Origin of the sequence: Lutimaribacter marinistellae (assembly GCF_042648365.1) — a bacterium.
GTDB classification, from domain to species: Bacteria; Pseudomonadota; Alphaproteobacteria; order Rhodobacterales; family Rhodobacteraceae; genus Lutimaribacter_A; species Lutimaribacter_A marinistellae.
This window is the reverse complement of the sequence record NZ_JBHRXI010000002.1, coordinates 209,003-225,864: the sequence shown is the minus strand read 5'-3', so window position 1 is coordinate 225,864 and position 16,862 is coordinate 209,003. Positions and strand designations below refer to the sequence as shown.

Below are 16,862 nucleotides of genomic sequence, written 5' to 3'. Positions count from 1 at the left end.
CGGACAAGACTGCCAAGGCCATCGACGCGGAGCCGGACGTTCAGCCCATCCGTGCAGATGTCAACGCGCTCGACCAGCAGCGCCACGATGCGCGCCTGTTCGGCGGGGAACAGTTCGTCCCACAGCGGGTCGAGTTGCTGCAGGGCTGCGCGCGCGTCGGCTTCGGAAATGTCGTCGGCGTTTGTGCGCGCGGCCTTCCACGTGCCCGCCACGATCTCGGGCTGGCGGAATACGGCGCGAAGCTGGTCGATCACGGCCGCCTCGATCTCGCCCGCCGGGACACGGCCCACGGGACACGATCCGGCGCCGTGCTTCAGCACCGTCTGGCTGACATAGTAACGGTAAAGTCGGTCGCCCTTCCGGGTGTGTGTCGGCGAGAACGCGGCGCCGTCCGGCCCGTAGAGCAGCCCCTTGAGCAGCGCGGGCGTCTCGGCGCGGGTGCGCGCGGCGCGCTTGCGCGGGCTCTCCTGCAGGATGGCGTGGACGCGGTCCAAAGTGTCGCGGTCGATGATGGCGTCGTGCTCACCGGGATAGCTTTCGCCCTTGTGCACCGCCTCGCCGATATAGGCGCGATTGTTCAGCATCCGGTAGAGATACTTCTTGTCGATCCGGTTGCCGCGCGGGGTACGAATGCCATGTCGGGCGACGTCGCGCGCCAGTTCGGTCGCCGATCCGATCTCCAAGAACCGTCCGAAGATCCAGCAGACATGCGCCGCGCGTTCGTCGTCGATGACCAGCTTCCGATTTTCCACGCGATAGCCGTAGGGCGGCACGCCGCCCATCCACATCCCCTTCTTCCGGCTGGCGGCGACCTTGTCGCGAATGCGCTCGGCGGTGACCTCGCGCTCGAACTGGGCGAAGGAGAGCAGGATGTTCAGCGTCAGCCGGCCCATGGACGTGGTCGTGTTGAAGCTCTGCGTGACGCTGACGAAGGTGACGCCGTTGCGGTCGAACACCTCGACCAGCTTGGCGAAGTCGGCGAGCGAGCGGCTGAGACGGTCGATCTTGTAGACCACGACTACGTCGACCAGCCCGTCCTCGATGTCCTCCAGCAGCCGCTGCAGGCCGGGGCGGTCCAGCGTGCCGCCGGAGATGCCGCCGTCGTCATACTGATCGCGGACCAGCACCCAGCCCTCGGAGCGCTGGCTGGCGATATAGGCCTCGCAGGCCTCCCGCTGGGCACGGAGCGAGTTGAACTCCTGCTCCAGTCCTTCCTCGGAGGATTTGCGGGTGTAAACTGAGCAGCGCAGTTTCCGGATAACCTTCGATTTGTCAGCCACCTTGGTCATGACCGGCCTCGCTGACGCTTTAACCCAAAGAAAACGAGCCCGTTCCAGCGCGTACCGGTGATGGCGCGCGCGATGGCCGAGAGCGACCTGTAGGGGCGACCCTGCCAGTCGAAGCCGTCCGCAGTGACGGTGACAATGTGCTCTGGGGGGCCTGATCTGAGTGGTCCAGTTTGATCGTTAGTGCATCACTGGCCTCGGTTCAATCGGGATGAGGGTTTCAGGAGCCGGAGGCCTGTAGCCCAATGCACTGTGGGGTCGTTTGGTGTTGTAGTGGTTCCTCCATCCTTGGATGATGATCTGCGCCTCCCTCACCGAGTAGAATATCTCGCGATTGAGCAGTTCGTCCCGCATCCGGGCGTTGAAGCTCTCGACGTAGCCGTTCTCCCAGGGGCTTCCGGGTTCGATGAAGGCGGTCTTCGCCCAATCTGCGAAGGAAGGGATGTGACCCAAGTCCTCGCGGACATGTTGCGAGCCAACCCACCGGGTCGGAATGACTCGACCGCTCGACAAGGTCAGCGTCGCGCCGAAGATCGTTTCCGCCATGAAGATACCTTCTGCGTGATGCCGCAGCGCGCGGTGTCGGAAATCCGCAGTAATTGCCTTGCTTTCATCGAACCAAGCGTGCACAGGCAGGTAGTCTTCAATGGAGCCGCCCCATTTCTTTACGGACGATAGCGCGTGGTGGTAGGGATGTGCCATTGTCGACCTCCTAGAATGCATATCGTTCGGCGTCGCAGTAGTCTCCGTGAATGAAGAGCTCGCCCGAAATTTTGCGATTGGCCACGTCGAGGCGAAATTCACCTTCTCCGCCCAAACCAATCTCCCAACCGCCATCGAAGTACTCGAAGAGGATGTATTCGATCGCGTCAGAAAGCGTGATGAGGCTTGCCGATCCGCTTTCCCGCCACAGTTCATAGTCGATGTGCGTCACCATTCGGGACGGGACGTCGGTTCTCTCACCCACGGCGATGGCCCAAAAGTCCTCGATCTGTCCGCTGTCGTCATATCCGTCGAAATAGCCCTCGACCGCGTCGATACCCGCCTCGCCGAGTGCCTCGAACAACACGTCGAGATTGGCATGAAACACCTCGTCTTCCGTCATCAAGACGACGGCACATTCTCCGTCCTTCGGGGATACCGGATGATATCCAGGGATTGAGGTTCCCGGGCCCAATGTAATCTCCAAACGCTTCGGTGGATCGCCCATGTCGTCGAAGGGAAACGTGAGCTGGTTGGTGCCATGATTGATCGGCGGGGCTTCGCGGTTTGAACTCCGGGTCGACATCGAGGTCGTCTCCTATCTTGGGAATGGAAGATTTCTGCTTCCCTTCTGAATTGAGTTCGTTCGAAGTCGTGCGGAAATCTTCCGAGCGATTTCTTTGCTTTCCGTCACGTCAGTTTGATTTTGGTCTCGGAGCGGGGCGAAGCCGGACAGCCCGCGACGAGTTACCCTCCCCGGGAGGAACCCGAGTTGCTTGGAGTTGTCACGTTAAGCGGTCGGCGATCGCGTGCTCTCTGATTGCCAAGTACGTCGCAGCGATGCAGGCACCTTCCATCAGCTGCCAACGGCACCGGTTCCCGCCCTCGATCATCGCCCACGCGGTCTGGCTGTATGTCCGGTTCAATCTGAGCCTGCGTGAGGTCGCGGGCCGCCGCTTGTCCGTTGCGGAACTCGTCCGGAAATGGATTGACGCTGCTATCGCGCAATCGAAAGCCGATCGCGAACGCGCCACCTGGATCATGGCGGCGAAAACGGGGCTCGCCGACGAGGCGTGCGATTTGGAGCGGAGTGGTCCAAGGCTTGCTCGCTACCGCCGAGGGTAATAACAGGCTCGCTGCAAGGAAACGCTCACCGCCTGCACGATGCCACCGAACTCGCTTGATATATGTGTAGCGATCTCGAGTCCGGGACGCTCGAGATCCTGTGGGCGCCAGTCGCATCGGGCCAGGTATGGGAGGCGTCACTCCCCGGGTGGAGTATTCGCCTTACAAGTCACCTGACATCATCGTCATGGCCTGGCTTGCGGCATTTCCCGGGACAGAACTCGGACTTGAAGGGCAAGGACGACTTGGCGGGATGGCATCGCTTCTGTCGTAGCCCTGCGTCCTTCGAAAACATGATAATCCTTTTGGTTGCGCAATGCCCGTATTCCGAAACCTCGACAAGCCCGATACGGTGGGAAAGGTAGTTTGTGGAGATCGGAAGCCATGCCGAAGAAGAACAATAGGCAATCGAGCCGGGTGGCGACTGCAAGCGAGATTGATGCCTTTGCAAAGGGGGGTGTGGATACCCTTGGTGCCGGCATGAATGATGAAGGAGAACTTCTGGTGCGGTCCGGACCCGTGTTCATCGACTTCGAAGCGTCATCGTTGAGCAAACGGAGCTGGCCGATCGAGGTTGGGCTCGCGTGGATCGAAACCGGCCAAGTGATCGTCGAAAGCAAGCTCATCAGGCCGCGAGAAGACTGGCCTCTCGACGACTGGAGTTTGAAAAGCGCGCAAATCCATGGGATCGGCTTGGAACCACTCGAGCAAGCTGACTCAGCGGATGCCGTTGCCGCCTGGGTTCTGCAACTGACCGGTGACGCAGTCCTGGTCTCGGACGCTCCGGAATACGACCAGGTCTGGCTCGATCGTTTGCTCGGGAGGGCAGGTCCAGAGGTGCGGAACTTCCATGATGTGTTTTGGCTCGCTTTCTCCCATTCCGGTGTCATAGCGCCAGGGCGACTCCATAAGGTTTACAAGAACAGGGCAAGCCGAAAGTCCATACATCGTGCGGGTTCCGATGCAGCTGATCTCTGCTACGCTTGGCGAGCGGGGCTCGGGAAATGATCCGGCGAAACCGGTTGAGCATGTGCGGTTTGGGACCGAAAAATAAACCGTGTCGATTTGCGATGAGCGCTGGATGTGATCGACGCTTTTGGGCTTCGAGGAGGATCGTGATGTTAATTCGGGCAGGCCGGCGCAAACCGTTGGTCTCGATGATGGTAAGCTCGTCTGGCAAACCTCGGCTTCGTTCAAGCTCGGCCCGCCGGTGAGCTTTGGGGCATGCCGTGAGATACACAAATTCGCTCCGCGCCCAGAACGACGGATGTCGGGGTCTTTTCCCTGAACTCGGCTTGACTGATGTGGGAATAAGTCGAACCTTATCTTGAAGGATAAATCTCACGGATTTGTCCACAGGAGCAGGTAACTTTATCTCACATGATAAATTACTCTTGATTTTGCCAATATGAGCCTTCACTTATCATGCAGGATAAGGAGTGCGACATGGCACGTTCGGCTGAAACCTTAGCGTGGGCAGAGAAAATCGGAACGGGCATCCGGTCGCGGCGCAAGCGCCTTGGGCTGAGCCTGGAGGATCTGTCGCGCCTCTCCGGCTCTACCGTTCCGACGCTCTCACACATCGAGCGCGGCACAAGGGACGTCAAGCTGTCGACCCTGGTGTCGCTATCTCTGGCCCTTAGCACCGAGCTTCCAGCTCTCTTTCAGGTCGACCAGCTCCCGTCCGCCAAGATGACCTCGCCTGATCCGGGGCAGGGCGGCTATGATCTGGAGGATGACTGATGGCGGCGCGCGAAACCATCACCGTTTTCTACGAGAGATTTGCCGTCGGGAGCATTCATCTATCCGCGACCGGAGAGCTTTCCTTCGAATATGATCCCAGGTGGCTCGGCACGCGGGGCAACTTCCCGCTCTCGGTGACGCTACCGCTTCAGCCCGGCCGTTTTACCGATGAAGTCATCACGCCCTGGCTGGCGAACCTGCTCCCCGAAGAGGAGCAGCTGGTCGCAATGTCGCGTGCGCTGGGTCTTGCCACTTCAGATGCGCTCGCCATTCTGCGCGAGATCGGCGGAGACACGGCCGGCGCCATCTCGATCGGCGAGCCCAGCATCCGGAAGGACTGGATCTATACCAGCCTGCAGGATCACTACGGCAGGATCACGGAAAGCGAAGCTCTGGCGCGCCATTTCGAGGACCTCGGCAAGCGGCCCTTTCTTGCTGGCGAGGATGGGGTGCGACTGTCGCTTGCCGGCGGTCAGAAGAAAACCGCTCTGGCCGTGCTCGACCAGGACGGGAAGCCGAAGCTCGGCTTGCCGCAATTGACAGATCTTCTCGCGATTCCCAAGAAGGGAGCGCCCTCAACCATCATTATCAAGCCCGACAATCCCCGCTTGCCCGGCATCGTGGAAAACGAGGCCTATTGCATGACATTGGCTGACCTGATCGGGCTGCCGGTTGCCGAGTGCACCATACTCGATGCGGGCGGCCGGACCGCGCTGGCCATCGCTCGCTATGATCGCGTCCTGCGCTCAGATGGCGCCCTTCGCCGCCTTCACCAGGAAGACTTTGCCCAGGCCAACGGCATCTATCCGGGGCAGAAATACGAGAAAGGCACGGTTCCGGGCCTCGACATGGCAGGCCTCTTGCTGACAGGTCGTCACTTGCCGCCGATCGACGCGCTCGCGCTCCACGACCAGGCGATTTTCAACCTCCTCGTCGCCAATACCGACGCGCACGCCAAGAACTACTCCATGCTCCTTGGCAATGAGCTTTCCATGGCTCCGCTTTATGACGTCTCCTCGGTGCTCCCCTGGGAGCATGTGAACCAGTACCACGCCCAGAAGATCGCTGGTAAACGGCGCAAGCCGGCAGATGTGGCTCCGCAACACTGGGATGAGATGGCTCGAAGCGCCGGGCTGAACGCCTCCGCTCTGCGCCGCCGGGCTGGCGAACTCATCGATGCCATGGTGGCCAATCGCGTCGAAGCAACCGAACGCATCTCGTCTCTTCCCGGGACGACGCCCGAGATGGTCGAGTATGTGGCGGAACTCGTCGAGGGCAACGCATTGCGCATCGGCGGGCGCCTCAGGGCCGCGGCCTGACCCGCATCGTCGCCGCCGACGAAGTGGTTGGGCGAGGATCGCGATGCAGACGATCTGGGTTTCTCCAGTCGTGGCTTCCCCATCGCAACCTCCACGGTCATCCTGGCGAGAAAACTCTCCTTCTACATCCACCAAGATCGTGGGGCATTACCTGCCGACACGGAAAAGGCGATCACCGCGCGCGGGAAACGGAAGCCCTTCACGCAAAGTAGGATGGTACGACTGTGCCTGCGGTCTTGCTATTGCTGGCCTGTCGCCGGATCAACTTGACAAGTCCCGTGGAACTCTTCCCGCATGGCTCCCTGCTCCGCGACGTTGGAGGACGGAAAGAGGTGTTCGAATTTCTCCAGCTTGGCGTCGATGTCTTCGGATCGTTCCATGGCGCTCCCCGTTCCTGCATCCCGACCTGCCGTGTGCGTCTGCCCGCGTCAATGGTTCGGATCCGACGAGAAGAGGTATATTGCGTCCTGGATCGACGCCATCTTGAAGCGACGCGCGGCGTGTGCCGCGTCGCTTCAAGATGGTTCGATTCCCGGACATCGGGCGGCGTGTGCCATCCGAAAGGAATGCTGCATGACTCAGCAGACTCTTGCCCTGTGGCAAGCAAATCTCACGCGTGGCGACGTCGTCGCTTTCCGGTTTCCCCATGAATATGACGGTCCCGAAGATGAGAAGACACGCCCCTCGCTGGTCCTGGGTGTGACCGAGTTAAGTGGCGAGCTCTTCGTCGATCTCGCGTACGGAACATGCCAGCCGCGCTCGAACAAGCGCGGCTGCGTGGTTTCGGTCACCGAACGTGACGAGTTGATCGCGGCCTCGCTCGTCGCGCCGACGAATTTCGACGTCGAACGGCGGCTCACCGTGTCGGTTCGGGACCCCGGGTTCGACGTGCATCCGACGTCTGACACGGCCGTGCTCGGAAAACTCAGTGGCGAGGCGTTGACGCAGCTCCAGCGCGTCACCGACCGGCTGAAGGGGAAGGCCGATCACAGGCCGCGCCCGCGTTTCCGACGCCGCCAGAGCCCTCGTCTGGTCCAGGTAGAGTATCGCCGGCGGGGCCGGACCGTGTCGCGGGAGACGCGCCATGTGTGAGAGACGAAAGAGCGAGGATCCGATGTTGGAGGCCATCTTCGATGCGCTGCAGAAATCCGAGCTCGCGAAGGGGATCTGCCTGCGTCTCGCGATGCTGTTCGGCAAAACGGAGGCCGCAGTGGCACGCGATCTCGCCAGGCGGATCGAGACGGAGGAGATTTTCCAGCCTGCGTATCTCGCCAAAATCGACGCGGTCCTCGGCGCGATGGAGCAAGAGATCGAGGCGGGCGTCGTACGCAAGGTCGAACACCGCGGGTCGCTCGAGCCTGAGCCCTACTGGGGTTACACCGAGGAAGCGTCGCAGCTGTGCGACGATCGCCGCGATCTCGATGCGTTCCGGGTTGCGCTCCGGCGCGTCTTCAACATGCGCCAGGCTGAACTGCTCGCGTTGAAACTCCGCCAAAAGGATCCGGACTGAGTTCGGCCGCGCCTCCTCTCCGGAGGCGCGGCCTTTCCTCGACAATTCCGGGCAGGGGTTTCCCGATCGGGATTGCCCCCAGGGTCCTCGAGTTGTTTGGGAGCGCAGCGTCTCGGTTTCGCCCGGCAGGGACAGGGTTTGGATGAGGATGCCGGGACTTTATCTTGCTGGATATTTTTTGAAGGTTCTCTTCATTCCGGTTCGGCGGATATTTTGACCGCCGGGGATTTGCCAGTCGATTCTCCGCCAACTTTATCGGCAACGGATTCGGCGCTAGCGCAGCCCTTTCTTGCCGCACAAACGCATGATCGTCGCCATAGGTGGCGACGAAGTCCTCTGGGCTGGGCGATTCGAGGTGCCGGTTCATGGTCAAGCGGACTGCCTGTGGAAGGATCTCGAGGAAGAGGCGCGAGTGCTCGCCCCACACCAACCGGCGTGAGGATCGATCCGACGTCGATCGCGGCTGGATGCAAGATCCTTGCCAGGTCTTCCGAGAGTTAGGTCCATTCGGACTTCCAAGACAAGGAGTGCGACTGGGCGCGGTAGGTCGGAACGACGAGATCCTCACCGATCCTGACAAACGGCAATTCGGGAGAGCTCGTCGCGATCCTGCAGACGAGTGCCATGCCTGCCCAAAGTGCATCTTCCTCCTCGTCGAAGGGAAACGCATCAGGGGTGCCAACACAGTCGGGCTGACCTGCAGGAACGTTTCGGAACTGGAGGTTTGCGACCCAGCCGCCGCCGTGCCGCTCGATATGCAAATCTTGCATGTTCTCGACAGTGAAATGCTGCGGCAGGCCGCTTTCCGGCCGTTCGCAGGGGAGCCGTCCGGCGGCGGCCAGTGCCTGCAGGATGAAATCCAGGTTGGAGAGTTGGTCTGGACGCTTGTTGGAGGGCGGGTTGACGTAGGGCATGGCGATAGTCTTTCGTAATGACATGAACGAACGAGACCATTCCCGCCGTTCAGGAGAGACGTGGCTTCGTGCCTCGTGTTTCGGAAATCGGTTTTCGGAAAAATATTGAATGACGTTGAGGAACCCGGGTTTCTGCGCATCGACCGCGAAGGAAAGCCTGCTCCGAACGTTCGTTTCGCCGCCCCCGTCGCGTTGCCTGGAAACGTCTCGGGGACCTCCCCGGAGACACCCGCGAAAGGCCATGGGTTCCCCCCGTACCGAACCAAGTGCACCACAACGAACGGCCTTTCTTCTTTTTCTTAGGTTCAGGATCTGTAATTTGCAGAGCTTGGCGGTGTTTCCCTTGAGGGTTTCAAGGATCTGTCCGCACTGATTGCTTTGAGGCGATCGCGCTGTATCGGGTTTCACAAGGCCGAACGTTGCATTGACTCGAAGCGGGCTTCTGAGCCCATCCGGTAACCTTGGCAGATCGTTCGTCCCTGCGTTCCCTCTCGGGACACCGCCCTCGAATCAGCCGTCCGGCTTCACCGCTGGCAAATGATCTCTATCTCACCTCACGCTTCGAACAAAGTGCCGTCACGCAGCATCGCGTGCAAAATGACGGCCAACCGCCTGGCAAGCGCTACGCGCGCCTTTCTGAGGCCTCGGCGTTTGGCGATCTTCTGGGCCCAGGTTTTGAGGGCGAAGCTGCCACGGCTGCGGGTCAGGATCGAGTTGGCCGCCTCGTAGAGAAGCTTGCGCACCATGCTGTCGCCCTGTTTTGTGATGCGCCCTTTCCAGTCGATTTCCCCGGATTGGTGACGCCTGGGGGCCAGTCCGAAGTAGGCACCGGCGGTGCGGGATTGCCGGAAGCGGTCAGCTTGGTCGATGGCCGCTGCGAATGCGGCGGAAGTTTGAACGCCGACGCCGGGGATGCTCATGAGCTGCCTGCAGGCCGACGATTGGTGAGCGAACTCACGCAAGACACGATCCAGTTGTCTGATCTGTTCCACCAATCCGGCTCTGGCGGTGAGCACCGCGAGACGCTCGAGCCTGAGTCCCACTGGGATTACACCGAGGAAGCGTCACAACTGCGCGACGATCGCCGCGATCTCGATGCGTTCCGGGTTGCGCTTCGGCGCGTCTTCAACATGCGCCAGGCTGAACTGCTCGCGGCGAAACTCCGCGAAAAGGATCCGGACTGAGTTCGGCCGCGCCTCCTTGCCGGAGGCGCGGCTTTCCCTCGACCATTCCGGGCCCCTGGCGAACCGTTTCCGCTGGCTTGCCTGCCGCCAGCGCCCTGAAATCGTTCCTTTTCCGGCGCGCGTTGCGCATGAGGGTCGCGACATCGGAGAAAGTGGCAAGACCGCGCCATGTCGCCGTGGTTCCAACTCTCATGCCGACCAGGCACAGATGATGCGGCCGTTGCCGCAAACGTAATTCAGAAGCGCAAGCGCGATGACAAGCGACTCGTCGAGATCCGATTGCCGTTCCAGGCATTCGGCGTGCAACCCCGTGAGCGAGTCCTCGATCGCGTCGAAACCCGGCAAGTCGTCGATGTTCTTTGGCGGCACTGCCCCCCGCTCGATCAGTGCCGTGGCCGCAAGGTCCAGTTGCTCCTCTCCGACCCAGAAGTCGCAAAAAATCGGGTTCAGGAGATCCCGCTCGTCGGCGGGGAGGGCTTGGAAGAATGTATCGGGGTTTCTCAACGAGAGAACAGTTTTCCGGCTTTTGCCGTCGAGGAAGAAGACATCAAGTCCCATTGCGGTTTTCCTTGTTCAGAGGGTTGGGTGTCGATTGGCGGAACCACGGCTGCGGCTCCGCAGGACATTGGTTTCAGCCGGATTTTCGCGAAACGTGGTTCACGGGAAAAGCGTTTCGAAAGAACCGGATGATTTCCGGCAGCCGGCTCCGCGGAGACCACGTCCGGCGCTTTCGGGCCGTACGCAGGCAAGTGCCCGCAGGATGAAGTCCGGGTTGGAGAGGTTGCCTGGAGGCTGATCGGTAGGCGAGGTGACGTGCGGAATGGTGTTGGTCCTTCGTGACGACATGAACGCACGAGGCCATGCCCCGCCGTTCAGGAGAGACTTGGCGTCGTGCCTCGTGCTGCGGAAACCGGTTTTCGAGAAAATGTTGAATGACGTTGCGGAAACCCGGTCCTCGAGTTTAACTGCGAAGGAAAACCTGAGCGTTCGTTTCGCCGCCCCCGTCGCGTTGCCTGGAAACGTCTCGGGGACCTCCCCGGAGACATCCGCGAAAAGCGTGGGTTCTGGGCCAGCCCGTGACGGCAAAGGTTGAAAGGGTTGTTTCTTGCGACGCTTGGCGTATATACTTTGATATATCCAAGGGGGCTCCTGATGATCGAAACCAAGATCCGCAAAGTCGGCAACTCCGCGGTCATGACACTGACCACCGAAATGCTGACGATCCTCGACGCCAAGGAAGGTGACACGCTTTTCGTTGTGCGCGGCGACGATGGTAGCCTCAAGATCACGCCGCACGATCCTGCGGTCGCTGCTGCACTCGCCGCTGCGGAGATCGTCATGGACGAGAATCGCGATCTGCTGCAGGCTCTCGCATGACGGAGCCGATTTGGGTTCCGCTTGCCGCCGTCATTGCTATCCATGATCGACAGATAACCCGCCACGGCGGCGCCTCCGGCATGCGTGATCGGGCGCTTCTGGAAATGGGCTGCGCCCGCGCGATGAACCTCGCCGCATACACCGACGCCGGCCTTGCGGAGATCGCAGCGGCCTATGCCTTCGGCATCTCCAAGGCACATGCCTTCGTGGACGGAAACAAGCGCACAGCCTTCGTCACCGCGGCCACGTTTCTGCGGCTCAACGGCTACTCTTTCCGGCCAACTCCGGTTGAAGGTGTCCGGGCGATGGAGGATCTGGCCTCGGGGCAAATCAGCGAGTCGGATTTTGCCAAGTGGCTCTCGAGCGGGATGACTTCGATCTGAAGCCTCGAAGGTTTCTTCGGGGCGCACAGTCACTCAAGTGCAAAGCCCCGCTGGAGAATCATCGGGGCTATCAACATTTGCCGTAAGGGGCTGGGGGGTTTCCCCCGCACCGAACCAAGTGCACCACAACGAACGGCCTTTCTTCTTTTTCTTAAGTTTCTCTTTTTTCGGAGGCGTATTTTAGCGATATGTTTCAACAGCTTGCGAGAAGGTACATGCAGTTATGTCAAAGCCGCATGCAGTTTGATCCAAAGAACGTGCAGTTTTTTCTGATCTGCGTGCAGTTTTTTCGCGCGTCGTGCAGTTTTTTCGCGCGTCGTGCAGTTTTTTCAAAAGAGCAGCCGTCCTCTCGGCGGCTCGGCTGCTGAAGAGGCTCCGAACGACGTTCTGCGCCCCGGCATCACGCTTTTCCTGAGCGCAGCTCTCATTCTCCTCTTCGTTACCCGGTCTATGCGGTGACGCCCGGGAACGCAGAGGAAACCGAGAGCTTCCGTTTCCCGGGTGAGCCCATTTTTCAACCGAGGAAACCATCATGTCCGATCCTGAAACGCTTGAGGAATTCAATCCCGGCGATCTTGTCGCATTTCGATTTCCGTATTCCGACAGGGGTTCGAAAACCCGCATCTGCGTGATCGTCGCGCGGGAGCCGGAACATGACGAAGTCGTCGTCGCGTACGGCACCAGAAACCTGCTGCTGCCGAAGCACAGCGCCGAGAACGCATTGATGCTTGTCGGGCAGCCGGACTACGCGGTCGCGGGCCTGCATGGCCCAACGCGCTTTCAGATCGACCGGCGCCTGCGCGTCAAGCACGGCGATGCCCGCTTCGAGCGCTGCAATTCACTGGGCACTGCGAAAATCGGTCGTCTCAAACCCGACCAGACACGCCGGGTCGCCGAGATTTACACGGGTTTGCCACGGGTTCGGCGTCGTGACGAAATCCACGGTGTCCATCCGGCCGAGACACCGAAACGCAGAGCATCCTTCCTTCGTCGCAGGACCACCGGTAAGCGCCCTGCGGCTGCGGTCTCATGATTTCCGGCCGCAGCCCGGCAATGATGCATCTGGAGATTCAAACCGCGTTGTTTCTGATGGACCGGCGCCGGACCCACCTCCTTTTCCACACGAGGAAAAGGAGTTTCCCCATGATCGTTCCCCCCGATGACATCTTCACCACCCGCGAAGCGGCGGAGTTTCTGAGAAAGTCCGAACGACAATTGCAACGCTACCTGAAAGACGAGCGATTGAAGGCGCAGTGGCGAAACGGCCGCTGGCAGATCACCGCGCTGTCGCTCTGGAAATTCCAAGGCATCGAGCAGGAAATGCAATCGATTTGGATCGATTACTGCGTTCGCATGTCGGAAAACGACGGTGAATAAAGTGTCATATTTTCAATGCCTTATTCCTTTCGGGGAAAGAAGTCGGTCTCCATTGTGTGGGAATGTGGACCACCCGCTGTGCCCCGGTGTCGCCGGATGTCGCCCCGGGTCGCGCGGTGGCGCGGCAGGGCAGGGGGTGTCCGCCCCTGTCGTGGGGGTCAGCGATGGTCCGCAAGCCCGTTTCCGTCGTGAACGAGTTTCCGGACCATTGCTGATCCCCAACAAGAAAGGAAAGAAAAATGCTGGACAATGCTCAAACTGGCGGCTCGACCGCGGACGTGATTGCGGTATTGCGGCTGACGCAGATGAGCGCCAACACGCGGGCGGCAACCATCGCCGCCGTGCGCACCCTGCGCGCGGCGCTGACCGGGGGACCGGACCTGGCCGCGTCGGATTTCTTCCATGCGCTCGAATATGTCACGCCGGAGTTGCGTGAGAAGCTCGGCGCGCGGCATAGTCAGATACTGAGCGATGTCCGCCGCGCGGAGCGGGCCTGGGCGGACATGTCGCGCCGGGAGCTGGCTTTGCGGCTGCGGGGGCGGCTGCCGACGCTCGAAGATGCCATTGCCGCATCCGGGTCGGTTTTGCGGCAGGATGCTGCGCAGCGAACGGAAAACGCATTGCGGCAGCTGGCTGCGAAACAAGCCACCGCGCCAGGTGAGATTACGGCCACCGCGGTGGTGATCGAGCCGCTTCTCCGGAGGCTGCGGCCGGAAGACCTGAACGTGACTTCGGCGAAATCGCTCAAGAACAAGCTCACGTTGATCCGTTCTGCGGCAAAGCTCGTGGATCCCAATGCGGTTTCGGGGCGCGAAGCGGATGTCGAGACCCTTCCCAAGGTCTGGCGGGAGTTTTTGAAGACGCTGGCGGATCGGACACCGGATCATGCGCAAGCCGAACTCGCGATATTCCGACGTCTGGCGCTGCGGGCTGACCGCGAGGGGTTGGTTCCGGGCGAGGTCCATCGAAGCTTCCTCGAAGACTTCACGGCACAGGAAATCGCCACGAAGTCCGACAGCCATCGCGAGAAGCTGCGCCGGGCGGGCCGGATCTGGACCGAGGCAGTCGAAGAAACGGGCCTGGCGGCCGCGCTGTTCGAAAATGCAGGGTCAGGGAAACGGTTGCCGGACGTATCCTGGTCCGACGTGCCCGAAGCCATCCGGGCACGAGTAGATGCACTGACGGACCGAATGGTGGCGCCGCAAGGCGATCTGCCCTGGTCATCCTTCATCGAAGAGGACGAAGACGATCTGGGGCTGGGGGATCTGGTGGTCGGCGGCGCGGTGTCGGAACCGATGCTGGCGCGCGAGCCCGGAACGCAGCGCAACCTGCGCGACGCGGTGAAGCGCGTGTGGCACGCTTCTGAAACTGCCGCGGCGGTCAAAACAAGGCCGCGGGTGCTCGAGGACCTGTTCACACAAGAGTGCCTGCTGGCCACCGTTGCGGCGATCCGTGCGAAGCGCAGGGCCCGCGTCGAAGCGCGGGGGGAGAGCTGGGAAGCGCACAAGAAGGGACGCTACGAATGCTCGATCGTGCAAGCGCTCTACAGCGTCGGTAAGTCCTGCGATCTGCACGAAGCGCTCCTGGAACCGGTACGGGCGCTGACGATCAAGCTCGATCCCAGCGTTGTCGGGTCCAAGCTGAAAGCCGACGGCTCCGTTGGCTACGTCTACGAAGACCGCAAGATCGGCAGACACCACGAGAACATGCTTCGCCAGTTCAACGACGACTCGGCGCTCCGGCGCTGGTTCGAGGCACCGGGCGAATTGTGGAAACAGGCCGAACGCTGGGTCCGGCAGGGCAGGGAGAGGCCGACCCTGGCGCAGGCTGGTCTGGCGCGGTCTGCGGTGATCGCGCAGCTCGAACAGCGCGTCACGCCGCTGCGACGGAGCAATCTCGCCCGCCTCCGCGCTTTCGGCGACCAGAGCCATCTAAGTCTGCCGATCGGAGAAGGGGAAGGAACGTTGATCCTGCCGGCTGCGGAAATGAAGAACCTGCGATCGGTGCATGTCACCATCGATCCCGAGACCGTGCGGATGCTGAAACGGTTCATCGCCGTCTATCACCCGGTCTTTGCGGAACACGCCGGGGCGCATCCGGAGAACGAGCACCTGTTTCCAGGGGCCGCGCGCGAACGCAAGGAGCGCGGCGAAGGGGGCGGCTACGCACCGGGCTTCGGCTACATGACGAAGGAGAAACTCAGCCAGCGTTTCCGGCAGCATGTCTGGAAGCACTGCCAGCTCCGCATGGACCTGCAAGTGATGCGGCATATCGCGGGGAAGGTGATCCTCGATATGGATCCGAGCGCAATGGGCCTCGTGCAAGAAGTCCTCGGTCACAAGAAGATCGAGACGACGCGGGCGTATTACGCCGAGGTCAGCAAGATCGTCGCGCAGAAGAACTACCTGAAATTGCTGGACCAATACAGCCGCCGGGTGATGTCGCATGTCGATTTCCGGGTCGCTCTGGAACAGGATCTGGAGAACTGAACCATGCCGAAACACCGACTTTCCCTCCCCCCGTCAAATTGGCCGGACGACATACGTGCGAGGTTTGACGCGGCTTTTGCCAAAGCTTCGAAATACCAACGGCCGCGGCTTGAGCAAGGCCTCGGCCGCTGGCTTCGGGCTGCGGCGCAGGACGATCTGCCGCCCGATTTGATTACGCCGAGCCTGGTCGAGCGAAGGCTGGGGGATCTGCGTCCGGAAATGCAGGGCGCCGCCCGCCAGGCACTGCAGGCGGTCTTCCCGGAGGACAATGTCTTCGGGCGTGAAGCCAGAGTCGAGGTCGAGAGCAAGCGCGCAGCCCTGCAGCGCGAGATCGCGCGCAACTGGCACCGTTTGCCGGAACCCTGGCAAACGGCCGCAAGGCCCAAGCTGTTTTTCTGCGCAGAAGGGCTGAACGACGGGCTGCTGGTCGAGGCCTGGACGGTCGATACGCTGCAATCGCGGTTGCAATCCGCCTGGGCTTTCTTCGATTTCTGCCGTGAGAACAGCCTGCCCGAGGATGTCACCCGGCGGACGGTGCCGCTGCGCCTGGACGCGCGCCAGCGCGCGTTCCGCAGGGGCGAGGTCGCGATTTCAACGGTGCGGGGCGAGATGCAGAGTCTGAAGCTGATGGGATTGGCCCTGTTCCCCGACCGCGACTGGGGCTGGATGGATCCGGTGCTCAAGCTCCTGAAGAAGCAGGCCGCATGGCAGCCGTCGCGCAATGACGGGCGGATCGTCGATCTCGCCGAGCTGCGTGCGGCGGCTCTGACTTGCGCCGATGTGGCGTTGCGCCAACACGAGGCGGCGGCGGCTCACAAACCGCGTATCCGCGCGAACAAGCTCGCGCGCACCGGGTTGGCGCTTAGCCTGCTCGTGAATTCACCGATCCGTCGCGAGTCGCTCGCGACGCTCGATCTGAAAGAAAACTTCGATCCGGGGCTGACGACGCTCTACCTTTCGCCGGAGGAGACGAAGGACAAGAAGCGCGACCAGAGGCTGTTGACGCGTGACTTGCGTCGGCAGTTGCAGGATTACGTCGCGCATCACCGCTCGGTCGTGGCGCCGGCGCAAGAAACGGCACTTTTTGTCGGCAGCCGGGGGAAACCGGTGGCGCGGGGCTACCTGAGCCAGTCGCTGGGCGATCAATGCGAAAAGCTTTTCGGAAAGCGCGTGACGCCGCAGGTGATCCGCAACATCATCGCGGGTTTCATTGTCTCTCAAGCGCCGGAGCAGGCCGCGCTGGCATCCGAGGTCCTGAACCACACAACCCCGGCGACGACGGAGACCTATCGAGCCAATGCAAGCCAGGTCCAGGCGGGGCACAAGCTGCGCGAGGCCAATGACAGGGGCAGGGTAACCAGCGGCGCCCAGGACACCCCGCGCGCAAAGCGCAAGGTCCGAACCAGGCGGCCGGTTCGGGCCCGGCGACAGGGCAGGGCGGGATAAGGACAGT

At 61.3% G+C, this 16,862-nt stretch carries 18 protein-coding genes and 3 pseudogenes; 13 read left to right on the top strand and 8 right to left on the bottom strand.

Annotation, left to right across the window (positions count from 1 at the left end):
• The 4 genes and pseudogenes from ACFORG_RS04050 to ACFORG_RS04035 form a co-directional block, all read right to left on the bottom strand.
• A partial coding sequence (locus tag ACFORG_RS04050) for a recombinase family protein (protein ID WP_386734111.1) occupies positions 1-1,289 on the bottom strand: 1,289 nt, incomplete at its 3' end.
• Positions 1,286-1,432 (bottom strand): annotated as a pseudogene (locus ACFORG_RS04045) (DUF2924 domain-containing protein); the annotation flags it as partial. The gene ACFORG_RS04050 and the pseudogene ACFORG_RS04045, both read right to left, overlap by 4 nt.
• A 34-nt stretch (positions 1,433-1,466) precedes the next feature.
• Positions 1,467-1,988: a DUF6915 family protein gene (locus ACFORG_RS04040; RefSeq protein ID WP_386734110.1), complete on the bottom strand. Its 522-nt coding sequence runs from the start codon at positions 1,986-1,988 to the stop codon at positions 1,467-1,469.
• Positions 1,989-1,998: 10 nt separating this feature from the next.
• Complete coding sequence (locus tag ACFORG_RS04035; protein ID WP_386734109.1) at positions 1,999-2,391, bottom strand: DUF6878 family protein; 393 nt, start codon at positions 2,389-2,391, stop codon at positions 1,999-2,001.
• Between the two features lie 437 nt (positions 2,392-2,828).
• On the opposite strand from ACFORG_RS04035, the pseudogene ACFORG_RS04030 reads away from it, so the two are divergent.
• From ACFORG_RS04030 to ACFORG_RS04015, 4 genes and pseudogenes are all read left to right on the top strand, one after another.
• A pseudogene (locus ACFORG_RS04030) lies at positions 2,829-2,975 on the top strand (IS6 family transposase); the annotation flags it as partial.
• A gap of 522 nt (positions 2,976-3,497) precedes the next feature.
• The gene (locus ACFORG_RS04025) at positions 3,498-4,121 is read left to right on the top strand and encodes a 3'-5' exonuclease (protein ID WP_386734108.1); all 624 of its coding nucleotides are present in this window, start codon (positions 3,498-3,500) and stop codon (positions 4,119-4,121) included.
• A gap of 438 nt (positions 4,122-4,559) precedes the next feature.
• Positions 4,560-4,856, top strand: a complete 297-nt coding sequence (locus ACFORG_RS04020; RefSeq protein WP_386734107.1) for a helix-turn-helix domain-containing protein — start codon at positions 4,560-4,562, stop codon at positions 4,854-4,856.
• Positions 4,856-6,175, top strand: coding sequence for a type II toxin-antitoxin system HipA family toxin (locus tag ACFORG_RS04015; RefSeq protein WP_386734106.1), 1,320 nt, complete (start codon positions 4,856-4,858; stop codon positions 6,173-6,175). The genes ACFORG_RS04020 and ACFORG_RS04015 overlap by 1 nt, the downstream gene beginning before the upstream one ends.
• A 239-nt stretch (positions 6,176-6,414) precedes the next feature.
• On the opposite strand, the gene ACFORG_RS04010 is transcribed toward ACFORG_RS04015, so the two are convergent.
• Complete coding sequence (locus tag ACFORG_RS04010) at positions 6,415-6,555, bottom strand: hypothetical protein (RefSeq protein WP_386734105.1); 141 nt, start codon at positions 6,553-6,555, stop codon at positions 6,415-6,417.
• 193 nt (positions 6,556-6,748) lie between these two features.
• Here ACFORG_RS04010 and ACFORG_RS04005 point away from each other — a divergent pair, with 193 nt between their 5' ends.
• Together ACFORG_RS04005 and ACFORG_RS04000 are read left to right on the top strand one after the other, a co-directional pair.
• Positions 6,749-7,267 carry a hypothetical protein gene (locus tag ACFORG_RS04005; RefSeq protein WP_386734104.1) on the top strand — a complete coding sequence of 173 codons (519 nt, stop codon included), beginning with the start codon at positions 6,749-6,751 and terminating at the stop codon, positions 7,265-7,267.
• Positions 7,268-7,289: 22 nt separating this feature from the next.
• On the top strand, positions 7,290-7,685 hold the full coding sequence (locus ACFORG_RS04000; protein WP_386734103.1) for a hypothetical protein: 396 nt from the start codon (positions 7,290-7,292) through the stop codon (positions 7,683-7,685).
• Positions 7,686-8,182: 497 nt separating this feature from the next.
• On the opposite strand, the gene ACFORG_RS03995 is transcribed toward ACFORG_RS04000, so the two are convergent.
• Complete coding sequence (locus tag ACFORG_RS03995) at positions 8,183-9,007, bottom strand: hypothetical protein (RefSeq protein WP_386734102.1); 825 nt, start codon at positions 9,005-9,007, stop codon at positions 8,183-8,185.
• 146 nt (positions 9,008-9,153) lie between these two features.
• Positions 9,154-9,540: pseudogene (locus ACFORG_RS03990) on the bottom strand (transposase); the annotation flags it as partial.
• A gap of 3 nt (positions 9,541-9,543) precedes the next feature.
• Here ACFORG_RS03990 and ACFORG_RS03985 point away from each other — a divergent pair.
• Entirely contained in the window at positions 9,544-9,783 is a 240-nt protein-coding gene (locus ACFORG_RS03985; RefSeq protein WP_386734101.1) for a hypothetical protein, read from the top strand.
• 189 nt (positions 9,784-9,972) lie between these two features.
• On the opposite strand, the gene ACFORG_RS03980 is transcribed toward ACFORG_RS03985, so the two are convergent.
• Positions 9,973-10,341, bottom strand: coding sequence for a hypothetical protein (locus ACFORG_RS03980; RefSeq protein WP_386734100.1), 369 nt, complete (start codon positions 10,339-10,341; stop codon positions 9,973-9,975).
• Between the two features lie 594 nt (positions 10,342-10,935).
• Here ACFORG_RS03980 and ACFORG_RS03975 point away from each other — a divergent pair.
• The 6 genes from ACFORG_RS03975 to ACFORG_RS03950 all read left to right on the top strand — a co-directional run bounded on the left by ACFORG_RS03975 (position 10,936) and on the right by ACFORG_RS03950 (position 16,855).
• Positions 10,936-11,160: an AbrB/MazE/SpoVT family DNA-binding domain-containing protein gene (locus tag ACFORG_RS03975; protein ID WP_386734099.1), complete on the top strand. Its 225-nt coding sequence runs from the start codon at positions 10,936-10,938 to the stop codon at positions 11,158-11,160.
• Positions 11,157-11,543 carry a type II toxin-antitoxin system death-on-curing family toxin gene (locus tag ACFORG_RS03970; RefSeq protein ID WP_386734098.1) on the top strand — a complete coding sequence of 129 codons (387 nt, stop codon included), beginning with the start codon at positions 11,157-11,159 and terminating at the stop codon, positions 11,541-11,543. The genes ACFORG_RS03975 and ACFORG_RS03970 overlap by 4 nt, the downstream gene beginning before the upstream one ends.
• Before the next feature lie 532 nt (positions 11,544-12,075).
• Positions 12,076-12,576 carry a hypothetical protein gene (locus ACFORG_RS03965; RefSeq protein ID WP_386734097.1) on the top strand — a complete coding sequence of 167 codons (501 nt, stop codon included), beginning with the start codon at positions 12,076-12,078 and terminating at the stop codon, positions 12,574-12,576.
• 110 nt (positions 12,577-12,686) lie between these two features.
• Complete coding sequence (locus ACFORG_RS03960) at positions 12,687-12,920, top strand: helix-turn-helix domain-containing protein (protein WP_386734096.1); 234 nt, start codon at positions 12,687-12,689, stop codon at positions 12,918-12,920.
• Between the two features lie 239 nt (positions 12,921-13,159).
• Entirely contained in the window at positions 13,160-15,409 is a 2,250-nt protein-coding gene (locus ACFORG_RS03955; RefSeq protein ID WP_386734095.1) for a hypothetical protein, read from the top strand.
• A 219-nt stretch (positions 15,410-15,628) separates the two neighbouring features.
• A complete protein-coding gene (locus tag ACFORG_RS03950) occupies positions 15,629-16,855 on the top strand; it encodes a hypothetical protein (protein WP_386734094.1) in 1,227 nt (408 codons plus the stop codon).
• Positions 16,856-16,862: the final 7 nt, after the last annotated feature.